This window comes from Pseudomonas sp. Irchel 3H7 (assembly GCF_900187605.1).
Lineage (GTDB): Bacteria > Pseudomonadota > Gammaproteobacteria > Pseudomonadales > Pseudomonadaceae > Aquipseudomonas.
Genome location: NZ_FYEA01000001.1, coordinates 113,624 through 139,759, shown reverse-complemented (window position 1 = coordinate 139,759; position 26,136 = coordinate 113,624). Strand labels below are relative to the sequence as shown.

Sequence of the window (26,136 nt, the reverse complement as noted above, 5' to 3'; positions counted from 1 at the left end):
ATCGTTTCTTTCACGAATGGAGAATGACTATGGATCTGGTGCAGCTGGAAATCTTCAAAGCGGTTGCCGAGCACGGCAGCATCAGTGCCGCCGCCGCGCAGATCCATCGCGTGCCGTCGAACCTGACCACGCGGATCAAACAGCTTGAGCAGGATCTGGGTGTTGATCTGTTTATTCGCGAGAAAAGCCGTTTGCGTCTGTCGCCGGCGGGGTGGAGTTTTCTCGAATATGCACGGCGCATTCTCGATCTGGTGCAAGAGGCGCGGGCGACGGTGGCGGGGGAGGAACCGCAGGGCGCTTTTCCCTTGGGTTCGCTGGAAAGTACGGCGGCGGTGCGCATTCCCGAATTGCTGGCGGCGTACAACCAGTTGCACCCGAAAGTCGACCTCGACCTGTCCACTGGGCCGTCCGGCACAATGATCGACGGCGTGCTCTCCGGGCGCCTGGCCGCAGCGTTTGTCGACGGCCCGGTGCTGCATCCGACGCTGGAAGGCGTGCCGGCGTTCGAGGAAGAAATGGTCATCATCGCCCCGATCAATCACGCCCCCGTCGAGCGCGCAGCGGACGTAAACGGCGAGAACATTTATGCCTTCCGCTCCAACTGCTCCTACCGTCACCACTTTGAAAAATGGTTCAGCACCGACGCGGCGGTCCCGGGCAAGATCTTCGAAATGGAGTCGTACCACGGCATGCTCGCCTGTGTCAGTGCGGGTGCCGGGCTGGCCTTGATGCCGCGCAAAATGCTCCAGAGCATGCCCGGCAGTGCGACCGTCAGCGTCTGGCCATTGGCGGCGGACTTTCGTTATCTGACCACCTGGCTGGTGTGGCGGCGGGGCACGGTGTCGCGCAGTTTGAGCATGTTTGTGCGCTTGCTGGAAGAGCGCGGGGTGGTGCGTGCAGATGCTTGATCGCAGCTGCCGCGCACCGGATCGCCGTTATTGCCCGTCGACGCTGCGCGGCAGATTCAGCGGATTCCCTTCGCGCAACACCTCTGGCAACAACTCATCGGGAAACCCCTGATACGCGACGGGCCGCAAGAAGCGCTCGATCGAGGTCATGCCGACCGACGTGAAGCGGCTGTCCGATGTAGCCGGAAACGGCCCGCCGTGTACGGTGGCGAAGGTCACCTCCTGTGGGTGGGCGAAGGCGTTGACTACGATGCGTCCGGTGCGCCGTTCGAGAATCGGCAGCAGGCGCCGCGCCACTTCCAGATCGATACTTTCAAGGTGAATCGCCGCGCTGAGCTGACCCTTGAACGAACGGGCGACGGCCAGCAGCTCGGCCTCATCGTTGACAGCAACCAATAGCGCCGACGGACCAAACACTTCGAGGGCCAACTCTGGTTCGCCGAGCAATTGGTGTCCCTCGATTTCCAGCAACGCAGCACGTCCGGCGAGCGTGGCATCCGCCGGTATGCCTGCCGCGATCAGCTGCGCGCCGGCGTGCTCCATCGCCATCAGACCCTCGACGTAGGAACCATGAATGCCCGGCGTCAGCATCGTCCGCGCCGGCGCCTCACTGACCCGTTTGCGCATGGCGTTGCGCAGCTGATCAAACCCCGCACCGCGGATGGCGATCAGGATCGACGGACACAAACAGGCCTGGCCGACGTTGACCAGCATGCGTTCGATAAAGCCATCACCGATCTCGGCGCCGCGAGCCGCCAGTGCCTCGGGCAGGATGAAGGTCGGGTTGACGCTGGTCATCTCGGTGAACACCGGGATCGGATCAGGGCGCAACTGCGCGCGGCGATAGAGCGCCATGCCACCCGGTTCGGAGCCAGTGAAGGTCACGGCTTTGATCAGCGGATGATCGACCAGCGCTTGGCCAATGGCATTGCCGCCACCGCGCACCATCGAGAAAACACCTTCGGGCAAGCCATGCGCCTGCACGGCTTTACGAATGGCGCGGGCCTGGATTTCCGAGGCACCGGGATGCGCGTTGTGTGCCTTGAGAATCACCGTTGCCCCGGCCGCCAGTGCCGACGCGGTATCGCCGCCCGCCACCGAATAGGCAATCGGGAAGTTGCTCGCGCCGAAAATCGCCACCGGGCCGATGGCGATTTTTTGCAGGCGATGATCCATCCGTGGGCGCGGCTGACGTTCGGGTTGCGCCGGGTCGATGGCCAATTGCAGAAAGCGGCCCCGGCGCACCACATCGGCGAATTGGCGGAACTGGGTCGCGGCTCGCAACGCTTCGCCCTCAAGCTGAGCTTCGGGCAGTCCGGTTTCCAGTGCCGCGCGTGCCGCCAGTTCGCTGCGTACTGCGTCGAGGTTGTCAGCGATGCTCTCGAGAAATGCCGCGCGTTCGGCCAACGAGGTATGGCTGTAGCGGTCGAATGCCACGTCGGCAAGTGTCGCTGCCTGATCAACCTGTGCCGCACCGCCGAAAGCGAAGTCCGGTTCGATCAAATGTTCAGTGGCCGGATTCAGGGCTTTCATCGTGCCTTCGGTGGCGGCGACATCCGCCGCGCCAATCAGCAAGTGGCCGGTCAGATTCATTGCGCTTCACCTTGTGATTGGAGGTTGGCAATCAGTTCGTCCGTGCTGGCAATCTCGTGCGCGAATGTCGGGCCGTTGAGTTCGTGGGCGGCGTGCATCATTTCCGCTTTGAAGGCCGCTGTTGCATCGCGGACCAGGGTGACGTGGTAGCCCAGTTCCGAGGCATAGCGCGCGGTGGCTTCGATGCAGGTGTTGGCCAGCAAGCCGACGATGATCACGTGGGTGACACCTTGCTGCTTCAGGCGAAAATCCAGGTCGGTGTTGGCAAAACCGCTGGAACCCCAGTGCTCCTGAACCACGATATCGCCGTCCTTCGGCGCAAAATCCGGGTGCCATTCACCGCCCCATTCGCCCCGGGCAAAATGATGCATGTGCATGATTTTGCATTGCGTGGGAGTCGGGTGATCCCAGTTTTCGTAGTCGCCTTTTTCCCAGCGGTGATGGGGTACGATGACCACCGGAATGTTCAGCTCGCGCACCGTGCGGTCGAGTTTGCGCAGGTTGTCGAGCAGGCCGTTCTGTTCAGCCATCGGTTTGATCAAAGGGAAAATCTTGCCACCGTCCGAAAGAAAATCGTTGTATGGATCGACCAGCAGATAGGCGGTACTGTCCAGCGGGTAGGCGGTATTCGACATGGCGGCTTGCTCCGGCAATGGGATTATCGGTGCACAGGGCTTGTCCCGGCATCTTGTAGATATGATAATCATAGTAACTGTAAAAGAGGCAAGCCCTGATGGCAGTAAACGATAGTCTTCCCGACACGCTGTGCCCGATTTCCCGGGCCGAAACGATCGTCGGCGACCGCTGGACGGTGCTGGTTTTGCGCGAGTTGTTCATGGCCAATCATCGCTATGACGAGATTCAGGCGCAGACCGGCGGTACGCCGCAAATGGTCGCCGCGCGTCTGAAATGTCTGGAAGCGGATGGGCTGGTCGAGCGCCGCTTGTACAACGAGCGACCGAAACGCTACGAGTACCACCTCACCGCGAAGGGCGAGGCGTTCTATCCGGTGATCATTGCGTTGCGGGCGTGGGGAGAAACCTGGTGCAAAACACCGGAAGAGGGGCTTGCAGTGAACATGACCCACAAAAACTGCAACCACGACGCCGGCCTCGGGCCGCTGTGCGAGCACTGCGGCGAACCGTTGCGTCGGGAGGATCTGATCAGTCAGCCACAAGCAGCCTACGCCGCCGAACGGCAGGCGCGGCGTGAGGCGTTCAAAGGCAAATAAGCTCGATCACGGCGTGCCGTTGCGACCGTGCAGCAAGTAGCCGGGACGCAGGCTCAAGCGCTCGTAATAGGCTTTCACCGCGGCAAAATCCGGGTGAGCCAGTGGGGTTTCGAACCAGCGGTTCACCGACAGTCCGATGGGAATGTCCGCCAGGGAAAACTGTTCGCCGCTGACGTAGGCGCCGGTCTTTTCCAGTTGCCGGTCGAGGATGGCCATGGTCTTCGACCATTGCTCAATGCCGTTCGCCAGCGCGGCATTGTCCTGATAGTCGGGCGACTGGCGCACCAGCGACATGAAGGCGTACGACCACGAGCGATTCAGCTCCGACGCCTGCCAGTCGATCCACTGATCGATCCGCGCCCGGGTTTGCGCGTCAGTCGGATAGAGGTGCGAACCGTCATACCGTGCGGCCAGATAACGAATGATCGTGTTCGATTCCCACAGCGTGAAATCACCGTCCTGAATCACCGGCACCATGGCGCAGGGATTGAGCGCGAGAAACGCCGAATCGTTGGTCGATTTGAAGCCCGACCCCCAGTCTTCGCGCTCGAAAGGAATGTGCAATTCAGCGCAAGTCCACAGCACTTTGCGCACGTTGATCGATGAGGCTTTACCGAGTATTCGCAGCATTGGATGTCCCTTACCCAATTGTCGTCAGACCTACAGAAATACCACAGCGTAACGGAGAAGGCCCGCACAGTGCGGGCCTTCTTTTTCAGCGCATCAATCTCACAGACTGCTCGCCAGTTTCCCGCCCATCATCCGCCGACGATAAGACGTGTCGCGGTTGGCCAGCCAGAAATACAGCGGCGAGGTCACCAGCAGTCCCACCAGCCAGGACAGATCCGCACCGTTGATGTGCGCCGACACCGGGCCGACGTACAGCGGCGTGTTCATGAACGGAATTTGCACGGCGATGCCGATCGCGTAAGCCAGCAACGCCTGCGGGTTGTAGCGCCCGTAGATGCCGCCGTCGACCTGGAAGATCGACAGGATGTCGTACTGGCCTTTGTGGATGGCGTAGAAGTCGATCAGGTTGATCGCCGTCCACGGCACCAGCACTACCAGCAACACCAGCACCATGTCGACGAAGTGGCCGATGAAATCTTTCGAGGCGCCCACGGCGGCAAAGCAGCAGGCCAGCAGCACGATAATCGAGATCACTGCGCGGCTCTTGGCGGTGGGGATCCAGCGGTAGGCGAAGGTCTGCACCAGAGTGATCAGTGACAGCACCGCGCCGTACAGGTTGAGGGCGTTGTGGCTGATCACGCTGAGCAGGAACAGCACCAGCATCAGCGGGCCGATGGAACCGGTGGCGAGTTTGACCGCGTCCATGGTGTCCATGCCCACCGGGGTTGCCAGCACGGCGACGGCACCGAAGATGAACGCCAGACTCGAACCCAGCGCTGAACCCAGATAGGTCGTCCAGAATGTCGACGAGACTTTTACGTCCGCTGGCAAGTAACGCGAATAGTCGGACACGTACGGCGCGAACGCGATCTGCCACAGCGCCGCCAGCGACACGGTGGCCAGCCAACCGGAGAGGTTGAAACTGCCCCGGGTGAGGAAGTCGTCAGTCTGGATGTGAGTGAAGATGTAGCCGAAACCGACGACGATGCCGATCCCCAGCACCCAGGTGCCGATGCGATTGAGCACGTGGATAAAACGGTAGCCGATGATGCCGATGATCCCCGAGCCGACTGCGCCAATGACGATGCCGACGGGCACTGGAACGCTGTCGACCACACCGTGCAGCGATTTGCCGGCCAGCACGATATTGGAAGCGAAAAAGCCGATGTACATGACGCCGGCAATCAACACCACCAGCAATGCGCCGAGGGAGCCGAACTGCGCGCGGCTCTGGATCATCTGCGGGATGCCCATCTGCGGGCCTTGCGCCGAGTGCAGCGCCATCAGCACGCCGCCGACCAGATGGCCGACGAGAATCGCGACGATGCCCCAGAGCAGATTCAAGTGAAACAACTGCACGCCCAGTGCACCGGTAACGATGGGCAACGGTGCGATGTTGCCGCCGAACCAGAGCGTGAACAGATCCCTGACCTTTCCGTGGCGATCTTCGGGGGGCACGTAGCCTATCGTGTGTTTTTCAATCAGCGGAGCGGAGGATGCTGCAGGGGTAGCCATGACGAACTCCAAGGCAAGGATGAGTACGTGGACGTACTTCGGCAAGCGCCGGCACGGGCGGCGCATTTCTTGTTGAAGTGATCATGTGCAAAGCATCGGCATAGATAAATTAGTAAGTTTGTTGCTTCAGACCTTAAAAAAAATATGCTTCGGCTGGCGCCGGCGTCCGGTATGTTCAAGCTTGATCGTGCGCCAGGGAAACAGGGCGAACACCCGCGCTCTTTGGGAGACTCACATGGCCGCCTACAACCTGCGCCAGCTCAAATATTTCGTCACCACGGCTGATTGCGGCAGCGTCGCCGAAGCCTCGCGCAAGCTCTACATCGCGCAACCATCGGTCTCCACGGCCATCAAGCATCTGGAAGAAAGTTTCGGCGTGCAGTTGTTCATTCGCCATCACGCCCAAGGCGTCTCTCTGACGCCCAGCGGTTCGCGGTTTTATCGCAAGGCGCTGGAACTGCTGCGGGTGGCCCATGAGTTTGAGCAGAACGCCCTGGCCGACAATGATGTGGTCGCGGGGCAGATCGATATCGGCTGCTTCGAAACCGTCGCGCCGCTGTACCTGCCGCGCCTGATCGCCGGGTTCAAGGCGCGCTGGCCGGGGGTGGAAATCCGCATTCGTGATGGCGAGCAACAAGAGCTGGTGCAGGCTCTGACCGCTGGCAGCATCGACGTCGCGATGATGTTCGAGCACGATCTGGACAGCACCATTGAAACCACGCCGCTGATGCCGCCGCAGCAGCCTTATGCGTTGCTGCCGGCCAGCCATCGCTTTGCGCAACAGGCGAAAGTCTCGCTGCATGATCTGGTGCTGGAACCGATGATTCTGCTCGACGTGGTGCCGAGCCGCACCTATTTCGTGAGCATCTTCGAAGAGCGCGGGCTGACGCCGAACATCGTCTTCAGCTCGCCATCGATCGAGATGGTGCGCGGCATGGTCGGCAACGGTTTCGGCTTCTCGATTCTGGTGACCAAACCGTTCAGCGACTACACCTACGACGGCCAGCAAGTCGTCTGTGTGCCGCTGGCGGAAAACGTCACCGGGTCGGGCTTGTCGGCGGCCTGGTTGCGGCGGGTGCAACTGACCAAACCGGTGCAGTTGTTTGTTGACCATTGCCGCGTAGAAATGGCCCGACTGCACTCGTGAGTGCCGTCGAGCCGCTGGTCAGAGGCTGATAAACGCCAGCATCCGTTGCAGCATGGCATCGCACGCCTGCAACTGTTCGAGGGCGACAAACTCGTCGGGTTTGTGGCCCTGATCCATGCTGCCGGGGCCGCAGACCACCGTGGGAATCCCTACGGTATCAAACAGTCCGCCTTCGGTACCAAACGCTACAGTGCCGAAATCCTTTGAACCGCAGAACACTGAAATCAGCTCGGCGGCCTGACTTTGTGCATCGGTGGCCAATCCCGGATACGCCGACAAGGCGCTGAAGCGGATATCACTCTGCGCACTGACCGCGCGCATACGCGGCAGCACTTCGCGTTCAGCATAGGTTTGCAGCGCTTCGGCAACGAGCGCCGGATCCTGCGAGGGCAGGGCGCGGATTTCGAAATCGAAACGGCAATCGGCGGGCACGATGTTCAAGGCCTTGCCGCCGCTGATCACCCCGGTTTGCACCGTGCTGTAGGGCGGGTCGAAGCGCGCATCGTGATGCTCCGGCGCTTTCAGTTGCTGACCGAGACGACCCAGCTCAGCGATCAGTTCGGCGGCGTATTCAATCGCATTGACGCCGAGCGGCGCGTACGCCGAATGGCACGGATGGCCGTGCACGTCGCAGCGCATTGCCAGTTTGCCTTTGTGGCCAAGCACCGGTTTCAGTTCGGTCGGTTCGCCGATGATGCACAACAATGGCTTGATCGGGCGTTGCTGCAAGACCTTGAGCAATGAGCGCACGCCGAGGCAGCCAACCTCTTCGTCGTAAGACAGGGCAATGTGCACCGGCAGGCGCAGCGGCGTTTTAACCAGCAACGGCACCAAGGCCAGCACGCAGGCGATATAACCCTTCATGTCTGCGGTACCACGCCCAAACACCTTGCCGTCGCGTTCGGTCAGTTCGAACGGCGGCAGCGTCCACGGCTGGCCATCGACCGGCACCACATCGGTGTGCCCGGACAGCACGATGCCCGGTTGATCCACCGGGCCGATCGTGGCGAACAGGTTGGCTTTGCTGCGCTCGTCGTTGTAAATCAGCGCACTCGGGACGTCGAAACCTTCGAGGTAATCGCGGACGAATTCGATCAGCTGCAAGTTGGATTCTCGGCTGGTGGTGTCGAACGCCACCAGCGCCTTGAGCAACTCGACACTGTTCATCGATCATCCCCGGCCACGCCATAACCCGGTGCCTTGGCCGGATCGAGGGCGCGGTCGATGTAGTCCTGAAGCTGCGGCTCGTAAGCGTTCCAGAGTTTTTGCAGCTGGCCGATCGGGTCTTCATCGGCCCAATCCACGCGCAGGTTGACGATCGGCCAGGTCTGCTCGCCGACCACCACAACGGCGGCCGAATGCACCGGGCCGGCTTCACCGCCGAGCGCTTGTGCGGCGTGCAGGGCTTTGAGCAGGCGATCAGCCAGTTGACCTTCGCCATCCTCGAAGGCGCTGACCATCGCTTCGATGACCGAACGCCCAGCGAGCATGTTGCCGGCGGCGACGCACTGTTCGCCGGTCACGGCGTTGTGCACGCCGAGGGTTTGCGCACCGCTGAAATACGCGGTCTGGCCAAGGTGGTTGATCGCGGTGATCTGGCGGTACTGGCTGTAGCCGTTGCGGGTGAGGACTTTGTCCAGCGCATCGTCCGGCGTCAAACCTTGCTCCATCAGCGCAAGGACTTCCGGGCCGAGGGACGGCAGGGTGATGTTCTGGCTCGACACCGCGCCGACCCCCGGCAGCAGCCACGGACAGCGGGCGCCGACGGCGATGCTGGAGGAGCTGATGGCGACACCGAACTGGCCGGTTTCGGCGCAGCGGGCTGTGATTGAAAAGGTCATCTGCTTATTCCTTTCTAGGAAGATGTTGTCCTTGAGGGCCTCATCGCTGGCAAGCCAGCTCCCACAGGGTTTTGAGTTAAGCCCAGATGTTGTGATCAACCCGATACCTGTGGGAGCTGGCTTGCCAGCGATGGCCATAACGCGGTGTGATGCCTTACTCAGGAATCACCGCAATCACATCAATCTCCATCAGCCACTGCGGCTGCCCCAGTGCCGACACCACCAACCCGGTGGAGATCGGGAATACACCCTTGAGCCATTTGCCGACTTCGCCATACACCGCCTCGCGATAACGCGGGTCGATCAAGTAAGTGGTGGTTTTGACGATGTGGCTCATGTCGCTGCCGGCTTCTTCCAGCAGTTGCTTGACGTTGCGCATCGCTTGTTCAGCCTGCGCGCGCGGGTCGCCGAGACCGACCAGATTGCCGTCGAAATCCGTGCCGACCTGACCGCGCACATACACGGTGTTGCCGGCGCGCACGGCTTGGCACAGATCGTTGTCCAGCGTCTGGTTGGGGTAGGTGTCTTTGGTGTTGAACATGCGGATGCGAGTGTGGGTGGGCTGGCTCATGAAAGGCTCCTGAAGAAGGTTGGCCCGGCGCAATCGGCGCCGGAGCGAAAAAAGGCAATCAAGCGTCGACGGTATCGGCGGCTTTGTTGTGGCTGCTCGAATGCAGTGCGGCTTCACGCTGCTCGGCATCGCGGTAATCCAGATACTTGCGCTGGGTGGCGATGTGATCGGCAACATGCTTGGCGTCGTGCCACACACCCCAGATGAACGACGACCCCCGGCGTGACTGCCACGGCAGCCCGAGGAAATACACCCCCGGTTCGCTCGACACGCCGCGTTGATGCACAGGCTTGCCCTTGTCATCGAACGCCGCGACCTGCAACCACGAGTAATCCACGGCGAACCCGGTGGCCCAGATAATCGAGGTGACGCCAGCCTTGGCCAGATCCAGATCGGCCAGCGGATTCTTCACGCACTCAGGGTCCGGATAGGTTTCGCGCGCCTCCGGTTCTTCCGGCAGGTCGAGGCCGTTGCGCTCGATGTAGGCATCGGCGGCATCCAGCAACGCCAGATAATTTTCGTCGCCGCGAGTGAGGTTGCCGAGCAGATCCTGCTTGAAGGTCACCACGCCGTTATTGAATGATTCGGTGACGCCGACCAGGGTCATGCCGCGATGGGCCAGACCACGGAAATCGATGGTGCGACCGCCATGGGCGCCGCTGACGGCGATGGTCACGTGCTCGCGCCCCGGTTTCATCGCCGCCTGATCCCATTCGCCGAGCACGCCCAGCCACCAGCAGAAATCCCGGTTGCGATAAGCGCGAGGCGGGCGGTCATGGGCGCCGACCGACAGGTAAACCTGCGTGCCGGAACGTTGCAGTTCATCGGCGATCTGCACCCCGGAAGAACCGGCGCCGACCACCAGCACTGCGCCTGCCGGCAGTTGCTGCGGGTTGCGATAATCAGCGGAATGTATCTGCAACAGACGTTGGTCTTGCGGAGCAATCGCCGGGATCACCGGTTTCTGGAACGGGCCAGTCGCGGCGACCACGCGGTTGGCTTCGATCACACCTTCGGATGTCTCGACGGTGAAACCCGGGCGACCGACATTGCGCACCACGCTTTTCACCTCAACGCCGGTGCGGATCGGCGCATTGAATTTCTTCGCATAGGCTTCGAAGTAATCCGCCACACGTTCTTTCGGGGCAAATCCGTCGGGATCGACGTCATCGAATTCCAGGCCAGGGAAGCGGTCGTGCCACGCCGGGCCGTTGGCAACCAGCGAGTCCCAGCGCCCGGTGCGCCAGCGTTCGGCAATGCGATTGCGCTCCAGCACCAGGTGCGGCACACCGAGTTTGCTCAGGTGCTCGCTCATGGCCACGCCCGCTTGGCCGGCACCCACGATCAGCGTGTCTGTTTTTATTATTTCAGGGGTCATCTCTACATCCTTCCTAGCAAGGCAGTGGGATTCGGGCCGCTGTTGGCTTGTCCGTTTGGCTTGAGGTCAGACTAGGGAGAGGGGGGATATCGGTAAAATATTATTAAGCTGGGATGTGAAGATAAAATTCTGATGCAGAGCGGCGAAAGCCTTTAACAATGCGGGCTGCAGCTCTGGCCGCGGGAAGGGAAGGGCAAAACCTGGCGGCTAGATTTCACGCTTGCGCTCAGGCGCTACCCCATGAGCGGTGAGGAGTTTTTTCGCCGTCTCGGGTTCATCCGGCAATTGGCCGCTGAGATCCCAGATCTCGAGCATTTTGGCGTATTCGAAAGCGTGGCGCGGGTCGACCTCTATCCAGCGCTGGAAATCCTGGCGGACAGCCGGCGGACAATCGTCATCGTGCAGACGCATGCACCAATCGGCGGCTTGCACAGAGATGTCTTCGTCCATTGCGTTGAGGTCGGAAGGGGTCATTTGACGAGGGTAACAAAAAAGTCCGTCAAGCCGATGCCGACGGACTTTTTTAATGGCGAATTTTCAGCGTTTGAGAAACGCTAGCAAATCCTCATTCAACGCCTGCGCATGGGTCACCGCAAAGCCATGTGGCGCTCCTGCGTAGACCTTCAACTCGGCGCCTTTGATTTGTGCGGCAGCCTGTTTGCCGGTGGTTTCGAACGGCACGATCTGATCGCCGTCGCCATGGATCACTAGCGTCGGCACATCGATTTTGGCCATGTCCGGGCGGAAGTCGGTTTCCGAGAATGCGGTAACGCAATCCACCGTGCCTTTGAGTGACGCCAGCAGGGCGACATTCAGGGTTTGCGTGAGCACGCCGGCAGAGACTTTCTGGCCTTGGTTGGTGCCATAGAACGGCGCAGCGAAATCGGCGATGAACTGCGCGCGATCCTGCAGCAGGCCGGCCTTGATGCCATCGAACACCGAGGTGTCGACGCCCTGTGGAAAGTCGGCTTTCTTGCCGAACAGTGGCGTCACCGCGCCCAACAACACCAGACCGGCAACCCGCTCACTGCCATGCCGGGCGATGTAGCGGCTGACGTCGCCGCCGCCCATGGAGAAGCCGACCAGGGTCACGTCGCGCAGGTCCAGATGATTGATCAGCTGCGCGATGTCATCGGCGAAGGTGTCGTAGTCGTAACCGGTCCACGGCTGGTCGGAACGGCCGAAACCACGGCGATCGAACGCAATGGTGCGAAAGCCACGGCTGCTCAGGTATTCCATCTGGTATTCCCACATGTCGGCATCCAGCGGCCAGCCATGGCTGAACAGCACGGGTTTGCCGCTGCCCCAATCCTTGTAGTAAATCTCGGTACCGTCTTGCGTGGTGAATGTACTCATGGAAACTCCTGCTTCGGGGTTCAGTGCCGAAATGGCGGCATTCACTATCAGCGCAAAGCGCGCCGGCTACTTGTATGCAGGTGCTGGTTTTGCGTCGGTACAGTCGTGGATCTGCTGCAGAGTTGTATGATGCAACCCAAAGCCGCACGGTCGGCCACTGATACGAGGGAGTACGTCTAAGTGAAACGCAAAAGTTTGCAGGGCAACGCCTGCCCCGTTGCCCGCACGCTGGACCTGATCGGCGACTGGTGGTCACTACTGATCATCCGCGATGCGCTGGACGGAATTCGCCGTTTCAATGATTTTCAGAAGAGTCTGGATATCGCAAAAAACATGCTCAGCGCGCGCTTAAAGGGGCTGGTGGAGCAGGGCATCCTGCAAACCGCGCCGGCTGCTGATGGCGGTGCCTATAAGGAATACGTGCTGACAGAGCGCGGCAAAGCCTTGCAGACCGTGATCGTTGCGCTATCGCAGTGGGGGGGAGAGTTCATGTATGGGCCGGGTGAGCCAGGTTCGGTGATGGTCGATGCAAGGGACCGCCAGCCCATTCGCAAGCTGGAATTGCAGTCTGCCGATGGCCGAACGCTTGGCCCCGCAGATGTGGCGACGCGGCTTGGCGTAGAACACTGATTCAGTGTGGCGAGGGAGCTTGCCCCCTCGCCACAGATGACGTGTTTCAAGTCTTTCCGATGCCAGGTTACTTAGCGAAACGCCGGCACCACATGCTTGATAAACAGCTCCAGCGATTTCTTCTTCTCTTCATGCGGCAAGCTGTTGTCACACCAGAAACTGAACTCATCTACCCCCAGTTCCTGGTAGTACTTGATCCGCGGAATGATCTCTTCGGGCGTACCAATCATCGCCGTCTTGTGCAGGCTCTCCAGCTCAAATTCCGGACGCCCGGCAAACTTCTCTTCCGGGCTTGGCGCGAGGAAGCCATTGACCGGGGTTTGCTTGTTGCCGAACCACGCATCGAAGGTGCGGTAGAAACGCGAGATCGCTTTCGCGCCGACTTTCCAGCCGTCCGGATTATCAGCGGTGTGCACGTGGGTGTGGCGCAGCACCATCAATTGCGGACGCGGCACGTCTGGGTTGTTATCCAGTGCGGTCTGGAACTTGTTCTTCAGGTCGAGAACTTCTTCGTCGCCCTTCATCAGCGGCGTGACCATTACGTTACAGCCGTTGGCCACGGCGAAGTTGTGCGAATCCGGGTCGCGGGCGGCGATCCACATCGGCGGATTCGGCTTCTGGATCGGCTTCGGCACGCTGGTCGAGGTGGGGAATTTCCAGATGTCGCCGTCGTGGGCGTAATCGCCTTGCCACAGGGCGCGGACCACCGGGACCATTTCGCGCAATGCCTGGCCGCCGCTGGAGGCAGGCATGCCGCCGGCCATACGATCGAATTCAACCTGATAGGCGCCACGGGCCAGGCCGACTTCCATGCGACCGTTGCTGATCACGTCGAGCAACGCGCATTCACCGGCTACCCGCAACGGGTGCCAGAACGGCGCGATGATGGTGCCGGCGCCGAGGTGGATGGTGGTGGTCTTGGCGGCGAGGTAGGCGAGCAGTGGCATCGGGCTTGGCGAGATGGTGTATTCCATCGCGTGGTGTTCGCCGATCCACACGGTGCTGAAACCGCCGGCCTCGGCCATCAGGGTCAGTTCCGTGAGGTCTTCGAACAGTTGGCGGTGGCTGACGCTTTCGTCCCAGCGTTCCATGTGGATGAACAGGGAAAATTTCATGACGCTTCCTCGGATTTTTTGTTGTTGAGGCTACAAAACTTGTAGGAGTGAGCCTGCTCGCGATGGCGGTGTGTCAGAAAAAACATCGACATCGGATAAATCGCTATCGCGAGCAGGCTCACTCCTACAGTTGAATTGTGCGGGGCTGACGATCAGGCCAGGACGGGCAGGGCGCCCATCTTGCCGTGGCAGTACACCAGCGGCCCGCTAATTTGCTCGGGGACGATCAGATTCTTCACCGCGCCGACCATGATGGCGTGGTCGCCGCCTTCGTATTCGCGCCACAGTTCACATTCGATGATAGCCGTCGCGTTGGCGAGGATCGGGTTGCCCAGTTCGCTCAAGGTCCATTCGATGCCTTGCGCCTTGTCTTTGCCTTTGCGGGCGAAGGCATAGGCTTCGCTTTGCTGGCCGCCGGACAGAACGTGGATCGCAAAACGCTTGTTCTTGATCAGTACCGGGTAGGAATCAGAGCTGTAGTTGGGGCAGAACAGCACCAGCGCCGGGTCCATCGACAGCGAGCTGAACGCACTGGCAGTCAGGCCGACAATCTGACCGTCATCGTCCAGGGTGGTAATAACGGTTACGCCGGACGGGAACGAGCCCATGACTTGTTTGTAGATGGCGGCATCGATCATTGGTCGGTCCTCGGGTGTGGTGCTGCTGTTTTTATGTGTTTGTTGGTCTGATGGTATACCAGTATTCAATCTTTGCAAGGGCTTTTAAGCTGAACCGATAAACGTGCCGCGTTCGTCGGGAACTCAGCATTTACGGGGCTTTCGGCTGGTCTGCAGGCCACGGATTCAGCGAGCATGGCATATCAGATGGCGCCGCAAACTGCGGATCAGTCTTGTGAATTGTTTGGAATACCATAATATGGTCTGCATCTGAGGGGCGACCATAGAGTCCTCCCGGTTTGGCTTCATACAACGATAAGAACAGACAAACTCGAGTTCATGCATATGTCCCAGATGTCCCGGCAAGATCCGTTGATCGAGAACCATACGGTCGACTACGTCCCACTCGCGGAACGCCACGGGAAGGCCCGCGACCTATTCACCCTTTGGTTCAGCACCAACATTGCGCCACTGCCCATCGTCACCGGCGCCATGGTGGTTCAGGTGTTCCACCTCGATTTGCTTTGGGGGCTGCTGGCGATTGCGCTGGGACACATGATTGGCGGCGTGGTGATTGCGCTGGCGTCGGCGCAAGGCCCGCGCATGGGCATTCCGCAGATGGTCCAGAGTCGCGGCCAGTTCGGCCGTTATGGCGCGCTGTTGATCGTGTTCTTCGCCGCGCTGATCTACATCGGTTTCTTTATTTCCAACATCGTGCTCGCCGGCAAATCCATCGTCGGCATCGCGCCCTCGGTGCCGGCGCCGCTGAGCATTCTGATCGGCGCACTCGCGGCCACGGCGATCGGGGTGATCGGCTACAACTTCATTCACACGCTGAACCGCATTGGCACCTGGGTGATGGGCAGCGCGTTGCTCGCCGGTTTCATCTATATCTTCGCCCATGACTTACCGGCGGACTTTCTCACTCGCGGCAGTTTTAACCTGTCGGGGTGGCTGGCGACGGTGTCGCTGGGGATCATCTGGCAGATCAGTTTCTCGCCGTATGTGTCCGACTATTCGCGTTACTTGCCGGCGGATATTGGCATTGCCAAACCGTTCTGGGCGACTTATCTGGGCGCGACCCTGGGCACGATTCTGTCGTTCAGCTTCGGCGCGGTGGCCGTGCTGGCGACCCCGGAAGGCACTGAAGCGATGGTCGCGGTCAAGCAGTCGACGGGTTGGCTCGGGCCGATTCTGATGGTGCTGTTTCTGCTCAATATCATCAGCCACAACGCGCTGAATCTGTATGGCGCGGTGCTGTCGATCATTACCTCGATCCAGACTTTCGCCAGCCAATGGACGCCGAGCATCAAGGTGCGCGTCGTGTTGTCGAGCGTCGTGCTCGCGGGTTGCTGCGTGGTTGCGCTGGGCGCGTCGGCGGATTTTATTTCCGAGTTCATCGGTTTGATTCTGGCGCTGCTGCTGGTGCTGGTGCCGTGGGCGTCGATCAACCTGATCGACTTCTATCTGATCAAGCGCGGCTGCTACGACATTACCTCGATCTTCCGCGCCGATGGCGGGATTTACGGGCGCTTCAATCAGCACGCGATCATTGCGTACTTTATCGGCATCCTCGTGCAGTTGCCGTTCGCCAACACCTCGCTGTACGTCGGACCGTACGCCAATCTGGTTGAGGGCGCGGACTTGTCCTGGCTGGTCGGCCTGGTGGTGACCGTTCCGTTGTATTACTGCCTGGCGACACGCGGCCAGACTCAGCAGAGCAGGGCGGCCAGGTTGGGTTACACCGACTGACCTGATCTGCTTCAGCACAATGCCCGGCCCTTCGCCGGGCATTGTTGTTTCCGCATCCCGGCGGTCAATCAAATTGGCCACATCGATCCCCTTTTGGCCCATCCCCCACTGTGCTCCAGCTACGCTGTCAGCAAGAATCAAAACCACAACGAGACGCTCGACCCTTTTTACCCTTGGCTACCTTTACAGCCGCTGCCGTGTACAGAACATAAAAACCATCGAACTCACGCTGCCTTTTGGGGAACAACCATGGTCACGATGAAACGCATTCTGGGTGCCACTGTGTGTGGGCTGTCGCTGTTGGCCGGCGCGGTCCAGGCTGAGCAACGCGAACTGCGCGTGTACAACTGGGCGGATTACATCCTGCCGTCCGTGCCCAAGGATTTCGCCGCAAAAAGCGGCATCAAAGTGACTTGGGACACCTTCGACACCAACGAATCCCTCGAAGCCAAACTGCTGACCGGCAACTCCGGCTACGACCTGGTGGTGCCGTCGAACCAGTTCCTTGAAACGCAGATCAAGGCTGGCGTGTTTCAGAAACTGGATAAATCCAAACTGCCGAACTGGAGCCACCAGGACCCGGAACTGTTGAAACTGCTGGGCAAGAACGATCCGGGCAACCAGTACGGCGTGCCTTACATGGTCGGCACCGTGCTGATCGGCTTCAACCCGGCCAAAGTCAAAGCGGCACTGGGCGACAACGCGCCGGTGGACAGTTGGGATCTGGTGTTCAAGCCGGAGAACATGGAAAAGCTCAAATCCTGCGGCGTGGCGATGCTTGATTCGCCGACGGAAATCCTACCGCTGGCCCTGCATTATCTGGGCCTCGACCCGAACAGCCAGAACCCCGCCGACTATGAAAAAGCCAAGGAGCTGATGCTCAAGGTTCGCCCGTACGTGACTTACTTCAACTCGGCCAAATACATGACTGACATCGCCAACGGCGATATTTGCGTGGCCATCGGTTATTCCGGCAGCTTCTACCAGTTCGGCAATCGCGCCAAAGAGGCGAAAAACGGCGTGGTGGTCGACTGGCGCTTGCCGAAGGAAGGCGCGCCGATCTGGTTCGACACCTTCGCCATTCCGAAGAGCGCGAAGAACGTCGCCGAGGCGCATGAATTCCTCAACACCTTGCTCGACCCGAAAGTGATTGCGCCGATCAGCGACTTCCTCGGCTACCCGAATGCGAACAAGGATTCGATGCCGCTGATCAACAAGGAAATCACTGACAACCCGAACCTGACACCGACCCCGGAAGCGCTGAAAAACCTCTACGTCGTGCAGCCGTTGCCGCAAAAACTTGAGCGTGTACGCACCCGCGTGTGGACCAACATCAAGTCCGATAAGTAACACCGCTCCCCCTGTAGGAGTGAGCCTGCTCGCGATAGCGCCAGATCAGTCAACATCGCGTCGTTTGACAGACCGCTATCGCGAGCAGGCTCACTCCTACAAGGTTTTGTGGTGTGTCATTCCGTGCTGCGTTCGGTTTCTCTAGTCATCACCAGACTCAGCAGAACCGAACTCAGGATGACCCCGCCCACCACCGCCAGCGACCATTCCACCGGCATGTGCAACCACGGCATCAACACCATCTTGCCGCCGATGAACACCAGCACAATCGCCAGCCCGTACTTGAGCAAGTGAAAGCGGTCCGCCATGTCCGCCAGCAGGAAGTACAGCGCGCGCAGGCCCATGATCGCGAAGATATTCGAAGTGAACACAATGAACGGATCAGTCGTCACGGCGAAAATCGCCGGGATGCTGTCGACCGCGAACATCAAGTCACTGGCCTCGATCAGCACCAGCACCAGAAACATCGGCGTGGCCCAGCGCACGCCGTTCTGCAGGACGAAAAACCGTTCGCCGTGAAAACCACTGGTGATGCGCATATGCCCGCGCACCCAGCGCAGCAGCGGATTCTTGTCCAGGTCCGGCTGGTGGTCGGCAAACACCAGCATCTTGATCCCGGTGAAGATCAGGAACACGCCGAACGCATACAGCAGCCATTCGAACTGCGACACCAGCCACACCCCGGCAAAAATCATCACCGCGCGCATCACGATCGCGCCGAGCACGCCGTACAACAGCACCCGCCGTTGCAGCTCCGGCGGCACGGCGAAGTAGCTGAAGATCATCACGAAGACGAACATGTTGTCGATCGACAGCGATTGCTCGATCAGATAACCGGTGAGGAATTCGAGGGTTTTTTCCCGGGCAATCTCGGCGCCGAACGCGCCGTGCAGATACCACCAGAGCAGGGCGGCGAAACTCAATGCCAGCAGGCACCAGGCGATGACCCAGGACAAGGCTTCGCGCACTGAGACCCGATGCGCCTTGCGCCCACCGAAGACAAACAGGTCCAATGCCAGCATGGCAAGTACGAAGACGATGAAGGCGCCCCACATCCATGGTTCGCCGATATTGATGTTGGTGGCTGGCATGTCACGCTCCCTGTCTATTCTTGGATTGGGGTCAGACGAGGCCATGCTAGCGACCAGTTTGCGGCAAAGAAAAATCGTTTATTTCTGCGCAACAGTTCGTTAAAAACGAACTATCCGCCCTCGTTAACAGCTCGGGCACTTTTTACGGAGCAATGTTTTCAGCGATGAATACCGACATTCTCGAACCTCAAGCGGTGTGCAGTCCGATCACCAGCAGCGCGATTTTCATCGTTGCGACGCTCAACGACGGGGCTGAAGCCGCGCAAACCGTCAAAGACTGGTGCGGCGATGTCGCCGGGCTGGTGCGTTCGGTTGGCAAGCGCGTACCGACAGGCAATCTGACCTGTATCTGCGGCTTTTCCTCGAACGCCTGGGATCGACTTTTCGGTAATCCACGCCCGGCATCGCTGCACGGTTTTCGCGAATTTGGCGGGGAAGGGCGGCACGCGCCGGCAACCCCGGGCGATCTGCTGCTGCACATTCGCGCCGATCAAATGGATCTGTGTTTTGAACTGGCCACGCAAATCATGGCGGTTCTCGGCGATGCGGTGACGGTGGTCGACGAGGTTCAGGGGTTCCGCTATTTCGACATGCGCAGCATCATCGGTTTTGTCGACGGCACGGAAAACCCGGTCGGACGCAAAGCGGTCAATTTCACCATCGTCGGTGACGAAGATCCGGGCTTTAGCGGTGGCAGTTATGTGCTGGTGCAAAAGTACCTGCACAACATGACCGCGTGGAACGGTTTGAGCGTTGAAGCGCAGGAACGCGTTATCGGGCGCACCAAGCTCTCCGACATCGAACTGGATGACGCGGTCAAACCGAGCAACTCGCACAGTGCGCTGACCACTATCACCAACGCAGCCGGCGAGGAAGTGAAGATCCTGCGTGACAACATGCCGTTCGGCCGACCGGGGGCAGGGGAGTTCGGCACGTTCTTTATCGGTTACGCGCGCTCGCCGGAACCGATGGAGCAGATGCTGGAAAACATGTTCGTCGGCAAGCCGCCGGGTAATTACGACAAGTTGCTGGATTTCAGCACGGCGGTCACCGGTAGCCTGTATTTCGTGCCGTCGGCGGATTTACTGGAAGAGCTGGCGGATCGCTGATCAACGAAAAAACTCCCCCGGCGTCTCCCCAAACTGCTGACGAAACGCGGCAATAAACGCCGATGTCGAGTCGTAACCGCAGGCCAGCGCGACGTCGGTGACGCGTTCGCCTTTCTCCAGCGGTGTCAGCGCGCCGAGCAGGCGCAAGCGCTGGCGCCAGGCGCGGAAGGTCAGGCCGGTGTCGCGCAGAAACAGGCGGGTCAGGGTCTTCTCGGTGACGCCGAACTTCTCGCTCCAGTGGCTCAGCGTGGTCTGTTGTTCCGGGTGTTGTTCAAGGCTCTGGTAGATCTGCTTCAAGCGCGCGTCTTGCGGCAGCGGCAGCATCAGGTCGATCTGCGGCGCTTCGGCCAGTTGATCGAGGATCACTTGCGCCAGACGTCCATGCGGGCCGCTCTGGTCGTACTCCACCGGAACCTGACTGAACGCGCGGATCAGCTCCCTGAGCAGATCGCTGACGCCGAGTACATGACAGCGCTCGAGCGCCCATCCGGCAACGCTGCAATCTATGTACAGGCTGCGCATTTCCGTGTGCGGCGAGCTGAACACCCGATGCGGTACGCCCGCCGGGATCCACACCGCGCGTTCGGGCGGGGCGACAAAGCGGCCGGCGCTGGTCTGGATTTCCAGCACACCCTGAATCGCATAGGACAACTGCACCCACGGGTGACTGTGGCGCCGGGTCAGCGCGCGATTGGGCAGCGATTCGGTGCGCCCGTACAGTGGACGCGGCAGGCTGGGCAGCCCGGGAATGCTGCGCCGAACGCTTTTGTCATGTCCTTTAGGCGGCATCTTGTGGCCCTTCGGCGTTAGTCGGTAATTCGCAGCCACGTTAGAGTCGTCGGCACGCCCTGGCAACCCCCGGATGAACCGACCATGACTCGCCCACGCTTTTTGCCCGACAACTTCACCCTGACGCTGATCGGCGTCGTACTGCTGGCCAGTTTCCTGCCGGCCAGCGGCCAGGTCGCCGTCGGCTTCGGCTGGCTGACCAACATCGCCATCGCGCTGCTGTTTTTCCTGCACGGCGCCAAACTGTCCCGCGAATCGATCATCGCCGGTGCCGGGCACTGGCGCCTGCACTTGCTGGTATTTGGCCTGACCTTTGTGCTGTTCCCGATTCTCGGGCTGGCGCTGAAACCGCTGTTGTCTCCACTGATCGGCGACAAGCTGTATATGGGCATGCTTTACCTGTGCGCCTTGCCGGCCACGGTGCAGTCAGCGATCGCTTTCACCTCGTTGGCGCGCGGTAATATTCCGGCGGCGATCTGCAGCGCGGCAGCTTCTAGCCTGTTCGGGATTTTCCTCACGCCATTGCTGGTGACGCTGCTGCTCGACGTCCACGGTGATGGCGGATCGACGCTGGATGCGATTCTGAAAATCAGCGTGCAGTTGTTGCTGCCATTCATTGCCGGGCAGATCGCCCGTCGCTGGATCGGCGCGTGGGTGGGGCGCAACAAGAACTGGCTGAAGTTCGTTGATCAGGGTTCGATTCTGTTGGTGGTCTACGGCGCATTCAGTGAAGCGGTCAACGAAGGCATCTGGCATCAGATCCCGCTGGTCGAGTTGCTGGGGCTGGTGGTGGTTTGCTGCATCCTGCTGGCGCTGGTCTTGCTGGCGTCGACGCTGCTCGGCAAGGCGTTCGGTTTTAGCCAGGAAGATCGCATCACCATTTTGTTCTGCGGCTCGAAAAAGAGCCTGGCCACCGGTGTGCCGATGGCGCAGGTGTTGTTTGCCGGTAGCACGATTGGTGTGTTGATTCTGCCGTTGATGCTGTTCCATCAGATTCAATTGATGGTCTGCGCGGTGCTCGCTCAGCGTTATGCGAAACGGCCGGAATCGGTGCCGGAGCTGATGGCGCAAGTCGATCCATAACGCACCGCCTCGTGTAGGAGCTGCCGAAGGCTGCGATCTTTTGATCTTGTCTTTTAAAAAACAAAGTCAAATGATCGCAGCCTTCGGCAGCTCCTACAGAGTTCCGGCGTATTTCACGGCAGCCGCCCGTGAGGGCACGTTCAGTGTGCGTAATAAAGAAGACACATGAATCCGCACCGTGAACGGGGAAATATCCAGTTCACGGGCGATTTCCTTGTTGGTCTTGCCTTGCGCGATCAAGCGCAGGACGTCTTGCTGACGAGGCGTAAGGGCGGCGCCGGTTTCCAGCGGCAGCAAGCCGGACGGCGCAAACTTCACCAGCACCTCACCTTCACGAATCGCCAGAATCGCCTGACCGATTTCATCGGGGGCAATGTTTTTGCCGATAAAACCGTCAATGCCAGCGGTCATGACTTCGCTGATCAACGACTCATCATCGACCATCGACACCACAATCAGCGTGGTACGCGGCAAGCGTCGACGCAGTTCGGCGAGCTGGCTCACACACGTGAGCCCGGGGAAGCGCAAGTCGAGAATCAATGTGTCCGGCTCGCCCAAAGGCAGCAGCGCCAGTACGGCGTCGAGATCGCCCGCTTCTTCGATAACGGCTTCGGGCAGCAATCGCTGCACCGTGCGCAGCATCGCTTCGCGAAACAGCGGGTGATCGTCGGCTATGATAATTCGGCAGGTCATGGCATGACCCTCCCTGGGTCAGGCGTTACTCAAGGCTTGCACCTTAGCACCGGGCGCGAAGGTTGCCTGTAGGCTGATTCGGAAACTGACGATTGCCGCACAAGGACGTTTAACCATGAAGTTCGAGAAAAACACCGAACTCGATCAGGCCAACCTGCGCATTATCATTGCCAGTATTGCCGTGGTTTACATGCTGATACTGGGTTTTTTGCCAGGCCAGCGCTTCGATACATACCTGCCGATCATTACCTACATCATTGTGTTTTTGTTGGCCTCGATCGCCCTGCGTCAGGCGATTGCGCGCTGGCCAGGGCATTACCCGGCGCGACGGATTTTCGCCATGATCCATGATTACACCGGCACCTGCTTTGGTCTGGTGGTGGGCGGCGAGATGGCGTTGCCGCTGTACGCGGTGATCATCTGGGTCAACCTCGGCAATGGCATGCGCTATGGCTCGCGCTATCTGGCGATTGCCACGGCGCTGGCGCTGCTGGCATTGCTGTGTGTTTATCGCCTGACGCCGGTGTGGCAGGCGCAACCGTTCATGGTGTTGATGCTGATGCTCACCAGCACGGTGATTCCGTTCTATGCGCACTTGTTGCTGGAACGCACGCGTAAGGCCTCCGAAGAGGCGGTGGCGGCGAATCTGGAAAAGTCGCGGTTTCTCGCCCAGGCCAGTCATGATTTGCGTCAGCCGATTCATTCCATCGGTCTGTTTACTGCCTGTCTGCGTGAGTCGAGACTGGGCGAGGAGGAACGGCGCTTGGTCGACAATATCGACCGTTCGTTGCTCAACGTTTCGCAACTGTTCCGCTCGATTCTCGATCTGTACACCCTTGATAACGGCCGGGTTCTGCCCAAACTGCAAACCCTCAATTTAGGGGAATGGCTCGCGGATCTGATTCGCCAGAACGCTGAAGCCGCGCGTTGGGCCGGGGTCGAATTGCATGTGCGCCCCTGTGAATATTGGGTGCGCACGGATCCGGCGTTGCTCGCGACCATGGTGCAGAACGTACTGTCCAACTGCTTCAAATACGGTGCGCATCGGCCGGTATTGATCGGTGTGCGTCGGCACGGGGCAGGGCTGTCAATCGTGGTTTATGACCGTGGCAACGGTATCGCCGAGGAGCATCAGGCCAAGGTGTTCGAGGAGTTTTATCGGGTACGGCAAGTGCGCGATAAAGACGTCGAAGGCGTGGGCTTGGGGCTGTCGATCGTCAAGCGTCTGGGTGAGTTGATTGGTGTCGGCGTTACTCTGCGTTCGCGGCTTGGGCGCGGAACGGCGGTGACTTTGTACGGGTTGCCGATCGCCGCGCCAGCGCCGTTAACGATTAATCGGAATGAGGCGCGCCAAGTCGGTTTGCTGACCGGGCTGAAGGTGTGCCTGGTGGAAGATGACCGCAATGTGCTGCTGGCGACTTCAGCGTTGCTGGAGCGCTGGGGCTGTGTGGTTCAGGCCGAGTTGACGGCTCAGGATCTGGTCACCGACTGCGACATCATCGTCGCCGACTATGACCTCGGCACCCATGCCACCGGCATCGAATGTATTGATGATGTGCGCAGGCAGCGCGGTTGGGCGGTACCGGCGATGATCATCACCGGGCATGACGTCGAGAAAATCCAGGCAGCCCTGCACGACCGCGACATCGCCATCCTGTCCAAACCGGTACGCCCGGCCGAACTGCGCGCGACCTTGCGAGCCCTGCGCGATCGCCAGCCCGAACCCACCGAAAATGCCTTGTAGGTGTCCATGGGGCTGTAGGAGCTGCGGCACGCTGCGATCTTTTGATGCTGATGAGAAGAGCAAGATCAAAAGATCGCAGCCTCGTTGCACTCGACAGCTCCTACAGGGTCAAGCGTCTAGCGTTTGCACAGGTAATCCTGGGTGATGATGGTTTGCAGGCAGTTGTATTGGCCCATGGTGCGGCAGATGTTTTTCTCCGAGCCGGTCACTTCGGCGTTCTTGTAGCCCCAGGTCTTGCAGCGTTGTGCGGCGACGGTCAGGCCTTGTTCGGCGCTGGTCTGGCCGCTTTCGAATTGGCCCAGTTCATAGGAGACCTGGACGATGCCATCGTTTTTGCTGCCGCCAGTGGCTTCCCATTGTTTTGGCGTGGCGCAGCCAGTGAGGAACAGGGCGCTGAGGGTGAGTGTCGCGATCAAGATTTTCATGAGCAAACGGAGTCCTTTACCGGGCGGAGAAGTTATTGCAGCGGGATTGGCGAGGCGCCTTTCGGCAGGCACGACAGCGGCGGCGACATCATGCCCATGCTGGCCACGGCGATGATTACGCCGCTGGGCAATTCACAGTTGTATTCCCCGGCCGGGGTGTACGCGGTGTAGTAGGTGAGGGTGCTGTCGTTGCGGATGTTGTCGATTTTCGACACCGGTTTACCGATCACCGTCTGAGCGCGTTCTTTCATGCTCGCTTCAGTCGGTTTCACGGTCTGGCAGGCGGCCACGCTGAGCAGCACGGCACCGAATACGGCGATTTTGGTAAGGTTTGCATGGAGTTTCATGGTGTTTCTTCCTTGGTGTTGTTCTGATTTCCAGGCACAACGATCCCGCACGCTGCGAACTGGCAACGTTGAGGAACATCGGGGGTTGCGGGGGAATATAACGCCAGCTGACAGGCCGGTCGATTAGCACAAATGTGCTAGTGCGGCGCTCAACAGGCAGCTCGCTAAAACCGCCTGTTGCGCCGAAGGAGGATTACTGGGGACTGTTGAACTGGTCGGAATAACTGCCGGTCATCAGTGCGGAGGCGACGCGATCAGAACCAACGCCGACACGCGAATAGGCAACCCGATTGACGCCGGTGCGATCGGCGCCATCTGCCGCCAATGCGCCTGCACCGACATGATCGGCACCATCAGAAGCGACTGCGCCCGCACCGACATGATCGGCACCATCAGAAGCGACTGCGCCCGCACCGACATGGTCAGCACCGTCGGAAGCTACAGCGCCTGCCCCGACATGATCGGCACCATCTGAAGCGACTGCGCCTGCACCGACATGATCGGCGCCATCAGAGGCGACCGCACCCGCGCCAACATGATCGGCACCATCAGAAGCGACTGCGCCTGCCCCGACATGATCGGCACCATCAGAAGCGACTGCGCCCGCACCGACATGATCGGCACCATCAGAAGCGACTGCGCCCGCACCGACATGATCAGCACCATCAGAAGCGACTGCGCCAGCGCCGACATGGTCAGCACCGTCGGAAGCCACCGCACCTGCACCGACATGATCAGCACCATCAGAAGCGACCGCACCCGCGCCGACATGATCAGCACCATCAGAAGCCACGGCGCCTGCACCGACATGATCAGCACCGTCGGAGGCTACCGCGCCTGCGCCGACATGATCGGCGCCGTCGGAAGCCACCGCACCTGCACCGACATGATCGGCACCATCAGAAGCCACCGCTCCGGCCCCGACATGATCCGATCCATCGGAAGCCAACGCCTGCGGTTGTGCAGCCCAGACATTGGGCACCACCACGGTCGCCACGACCGCCAGAAGCACGCCTGACAACAGCTTGTGTTTCATAGTTTTCTCCATGACCCGGCAGCCACAAAGCGATAAGGCATCGTCCGCCGCTTGTTCGCTGGCGTTATGACTCATTGGCCTGGGTCAGTCTGGTGGGCGAAAGGCACGGGCACACCGTCAGGCGTGCGGGTGTCGACAGAATCATGATCGAACTGATTGAGTATAGATCGCGATAGCGAGGCGGT

Annotated in this window: 29 protein-coding genes; 10 read left to right on the top strand and 19 right to left on the bottom strand. The window is 60.0% G+C overall.

Annotated features, from left to right (window positions below):
• Positions 1-29 precede the first annotated feature (29 nt).
• Positions 30-908 (top strand): LysR family transcriptional regulator, encoded by an 879-nt coding sequence (locus CKW38_RS00585; RefSeq protein ID WP_007910829.1) that lies wholly within the window; start codon positions 30-32, stop codon positions 906-908.
• A 27-nt stretch (positions 909-935) separates the two neighbouring features.
• Here CKW38_RS00585 and CKW38_RS00580 read toward each other — a convergent pair whose 3' ends face one another.
• Both CKW38_RS00580 and CKW38_RS00575 read right to left on the bottom strand, forming a co-directional pair.
• Positions 936-2,501: an aldehyde dehydrogenase (NADP(+)) gene (locus CKW38_RS00580; RefSeq protein WP_095111490.1), complete on the bottom strand. Its 1,566-nt coding sequence runs from the start codon at positions 2,499-2,501 to the stop codon at positions 936-938.
• Positions 2,498-3,136 (bottom strand): isochorismatase family cysteine hydrolase, encoded by a 639-nt coding sequence (locus CKW38_RS00575; protein WP_095111489.1) that lies wholly within the window; start codon positions 3,134-3,136, stop codon positions 2,498-2,500. The genes CKW38_RS00580 and CKW38_RS00575 overlap by 4 nt, the downstream gene beginning before the upstream one ends.
• Before the next feature lie 98 nt (positions 3,137-3,234).
• Here CKW38_RS00575 and CKW38_RS00570 point away from each other — a divergent pair, with 98 nt between their 5' ends.
• Positions 3,235-3,732, top strand: coding sequence for a helix-turn-helix domain-containing protein (locus CKW38_RS00570; RefSeq protein WP_095111488.1), 498 nt, complete (start codon positions 3,235-3,237; stop codon positions 3,730-3,732).
• A 6-nt stretch (positions 3,733-3,738) separates the two neighbouring features.
• Here the strand turns inward: CKW38_RS00570 and CKW38_RS00565 are convergent, their stop codons facing one another.
• Together CKW38_RS00565 and CKW38_RS00560 are read right to left on the bottom strand one after the other, a co-directional pair.
• Entirely contained in the window at positions 3,739-4,362 is a 624-nt protein-coding gene (locus CKW38_RS00565) for a glutathione S-transferase family protein (RefSeq protein ID WP_007910836.1), read from the bottom strand.
• Between the two features lie 99 nt (positions 4,363-4,461).
• On the bottom strand, positions 4,462-5,877 hold the full coding sequence (locus CKW38_RS00560; RefSeq protein ID WP_095111487.1) for a cytosine permease: 1,416 nt from the start codon (positions 5,875-5,877) through the stop codon (positions 4,462-4,464).
• Between the two features lie 235 nt (positions 5,878-6,112).
• Between CKW38_RS00560 and CKW38_RS00555 the strand changes: the two genes are divergently transcribed.
• The gene (locus tag CKW38_RS00555) at positions 6,113-7,024 is read left to right on the top strand and encodes a LysR family transcriptional regulator (RefSeq protein WP_095111486.1); all 912 of its coding nucleotides are present in this window, start codon (positions 6,113-6,115) and stop codon (positions 7,022-7,024) included.
• A gap of 18 nt (positions 7,025-7,042) precedes the next feature.
• Here CKW38_RS00555 and argE read toward each other — a convergent pair whose 3' ends face one another.
• From argE to CKW38_RS00525, 6 genes are all read right to left on the bottom strand, one after another.
• The gene (gene argE / locus CKW38_RS00550; protein WP_095111485.1) at positions 7,043-8,191 is read right to left on the bottom strand and encodes an acetylornithine deacetylase; all 1,149 of its coding nucleotides are present in this window, start codon (positions 8,189-8,191) and stop codon (positions 7,043-7,045) included.
• Positions 8,188-8,865 (bottom strand): DUF1028 domain-containing protein, encoded by a 678-nt coding sequence (locus CKW38_RS00545; protein WP_095111484.1) that lies wholly within the window; start codon positions 8,863-8,865, stop codon positions 8,188-8,190. Before CKW38_RS00545 ends, argE begins: the two co-directional genes overlap by 4 nt.
• Positions 8,866-9,019: 154 nt before the next feature.
• Positions 9,020-9,436, bottom strand: a complete 417-nt coding sequence (locus CKW38_RS00540) for a RidA family protein (RefSeq protein WP_007910844.1) — start codon at positions 9,434-9,436, stop codon at positions 9,020-9,022.
• Positions 9,437-9,494: 58 nt separating this feature from the next.
• Positions 9,495-10,814, bottom strand: coding sequence for an NAD(P)/FAD-dependent oxidoreductase (locus CKW38_RS00535; protein WP_095111483.1), 1,320 nt, complete (start codon positions 10,812-10,814; stop codon positions 9,495-9,497).
• A 207-nt stretch (positions 10,815-11,021) separates the two neighbouring features.
• The gene (locus CKW38_RS30525) at positions 11,022-11,288 is read right to left on the bottom strand and encodes a DUF4880 domain-containing protein (RefSeq protein ID WP_007910846.1); all 267 of its coding nucleotides are present in this window, start codon (positions 11,286-11,288) and stop codon (positions 11,022-11,024) included.
• A gap of 63 nt (positions 11,289-11,351) precedes the next feature.
• Positions 11,352-12,170 carry an alpha/beta fold hydrolase gene (locus CKW38_RS00525; protein WP_095111482.1) on the bottom strand — a complete coding sequence of 273 codons (819 nt, stop codon included), beginning with the start codon at positions 12,168-12,170 and terminating at the stop codon, positions 11,352-11,354.
• 180 nt (positions 12,171-12,350) lie between these two features.
• On the opposite strand from CKW38_RS00525, the gene CKW38_RS00520 reads away from it, so the two are divergent.
• Positions 12,351-12,800 carry a helix-turn-helix domain-containing protein gene (locus CKW38_RS00520; protein ID WP_095111481.1) on the top strand — a complete coding sequence of 150 codons (450 nt, stop codon included), beginning with the start codon at positions 12,351-12,353 and terminating at the stop codon, positions 12,798-12,800.
• 71 nt (positions 12,801-12,871) lie between these two features.
• Here CKW38_RS00520 and CKW38_RS00515 read toward each other — a convergent pair whose 3' ends face one another.
• A complete protein-coding gene (locus CKW38_RS00515) occupies positions 12,872-13,915 on the bottom strand; it encodes an LLM class flavin-dependent oxidoreductase (protein WP_007910852.1) in 1,044 nt (347 codons plus the stop codon).
• Positions 13,916-14,067: 152 nt separating this feature from the next.
• Positions 14,068-14,553, bottom strand: a complete 486-nt coding sequence (locus CKW38_RS00510; protein WP_007910854.1) for a flavin reductase family protein — start codon at positions 14,551-14,553, stop codon at positions 14,068-14,070.
• Positions 14,554-14,877: 324 nt separating this feature from the next.
• Between CKW38_RS00510 and CKW38_RS00505 the strand changes: the two genes are divergently transcribed.
• Positions 14,878-16,284, top strand: coding sequence for a cytosine permease (locus CKW38_RS00505; RefSeq protein WP_095111480.1), 1,407 nt, complete (start codon positions 14,878-14,880; stop codon positions 16,282-16,284).
• A 249-nt stretch (positions 16,285-16,533) separates the two neighbouring features.
• On the top strand, positions 16,534-17,634 hold the full coding sequence (locus CKW38_RS00500) for a polyamine ABC transporter substrate-binding protein (protein ID WP_007910859.1): 1,101 nt from the start codon (positions 16,534-16,536) through the stop codon (positions 17,632-17,634).
• Between the two features lie 116 nt (positions 17,635-17,750).
• On the opposite strand, the gene CKW38_RS00495 is transcribed toward CKW38_RS00500, so the two are convergent.
• A complete protein-coding gene (locus CKW38_RS00495; RefSeq protein ID WP_007910861.1) occupies positions 17,751-18,725 on the bottom strand; it encodes a TerC family protein in 975 nt (324 codons plus the stop codon).
• Positions 18,726-18,889: 164 nt separating this feature from the next.
• On the opposite strand from CKW38_RS00495, the gene CKW38_RS00490 reads away from it, so the two are divergent.
• The gene (locus tag CKW38_RS00490; protein ID WP_007910862.1) at positions 18,890-19,834 is read left to right on the top strand and encodes a Dyp-type peroxidase; all 945 of its coding nucleotides are present in this window, start codon (positions 18,890-18,892) and stop codon (positions 19,832-19,834) included.
• On the opposite strand, the gene CKW38_RS00485 is transcribed toward CKW38_RS00490, so the two are convergent.
• On the bottom strand, positions 19,835-20,623 hold the full coding sequence (locus CKW38_RS00485) for a helix-turn-helix domain-containing protein (protein ID WP_095111479.1): 789 nt from the start codon (positions 20,621-20,623) through the stop codon (positions 19,835-19,837).
• 84 nt (positions 20,624-20,707) lie between these two features.
• Here CKW38_RS00485 and CKW38_RS00480 point away from each other — a divergent pair, with 84 nt between their 5' ends.
• Complete coding sequence (locus CKW38_RS00480) at positions 20,708-21,706, top strand: bile acid:sodium symporter family protein (protein WP_007910866.1); 999 nt, start codon at positions 20,708-20,710, stop codon at positions 21,704-21,706.
• 93 nt (positions 21,707-21,799) lie between these two features.
• Here CKW38_RS00480 and CKW38_RS00475 read toward each other — a convergent pair whose 3' ends face one another.
• Positions 21,800-22,399, bottom strand: a complete 600-nt coding sequence (locus tag CKW38_RS00475) for a response regulator transcription factor (protein WP_007910868.1) — start codon at positions 22,397-22,399, stop codon at positions 21,800-21,802.
• A gap of 115 nt (positions 22,400-22,514) precedes the next feature.
• Between CKW38_RS00475 and CKW38_RS00470 the strand changes: the two genes are divergently transcribed.
• Complete coding sequence (locus CKW38_RS00470) at positions 22,515-24,143, top strand: hybrid sensor histidine kinase/response regulator (RefSeq protein ID WP_095111478.1); 1,629 nt, start codon at positions 22,515-22,517, stop codon at positions 24,141-24,143.
• A 116-nt stretch (positions 24,144-24,259) separates the two neighbouring features.
• Here the strand turns inward: CKW38_RS00470 and yecR are convergent, their stop codons facing one another.
• The 4 genes from yecR to CKW38_RS30095 form a co-directional block, all read right to left on the bottom strand.
• Positions 24,260-24,568 carry a YecR family lipoprotein gene (yecR, locus tag CKW38_RS00465; protein ID WP_095111477.1) on the bottom strand — a complete coding sequence of 103 codons (309 nt, stop codon included), beginning with the start codon at positions 24,566-24,568 and terminating at the stop codon, positions 24,260-24,262.
• Positions 24,569-24,600: 32 nt separating this feature from the next.
• Positions 24,601-24,915, bottom strand: a complete 315-nt coding sequence (locus CKW38_RS00460; protein ID WP_007918063.1) for a hypothetical protein — start codon at positions 24,913-24,915, stop codon at positions 24,601-24,603.
• A 234-nt stretch (positions 24,916-25,149) separates the two neighbouring features.
• Positions 25,150-25,335, bottom strand: coding sequence for a hypothetical protein (locus CKW38_RS30100; protein WP_176472261.1), 186 nt, complete (start codon positions 25,333-25,335; stop codon positions 25,150-25,152).
• 18 nt (positions 25,336-25,353) lie between these two features.
• Positions 25,354-25,725 carry a hypothetical protein gene (locus tag CKW38_RS30095; protein ID WP_176472260.1) on the bottom strand — a complete coding sequence of 124 codons (372 nt, stop codon included), beginning with the start codon at positions 25,723-25,725 and terminating at the stop codon, positions 25,354-25,356.
• Between CKW38_RS30095 and CKW38_RS30090 the strand changes: the two genes are divergently transcribed.
• Positions 25,724-25,933 (top strand): hypothetical protein, encoded by a 210-nt coding sequence (locus CKW38_RS30090; RefSeq protein WP_176472259.1) that lies wholly within the window; start codon positions 25,724-25,726, stop codon positions 25,931-25,933. The genes CKW38_RS30095 and CKW38_RS30090 overlap by 2 nt on opposite strands.
• The last annotated feature ends 203 nt before the right edge of the window (positions 25,934-26,136 follow it).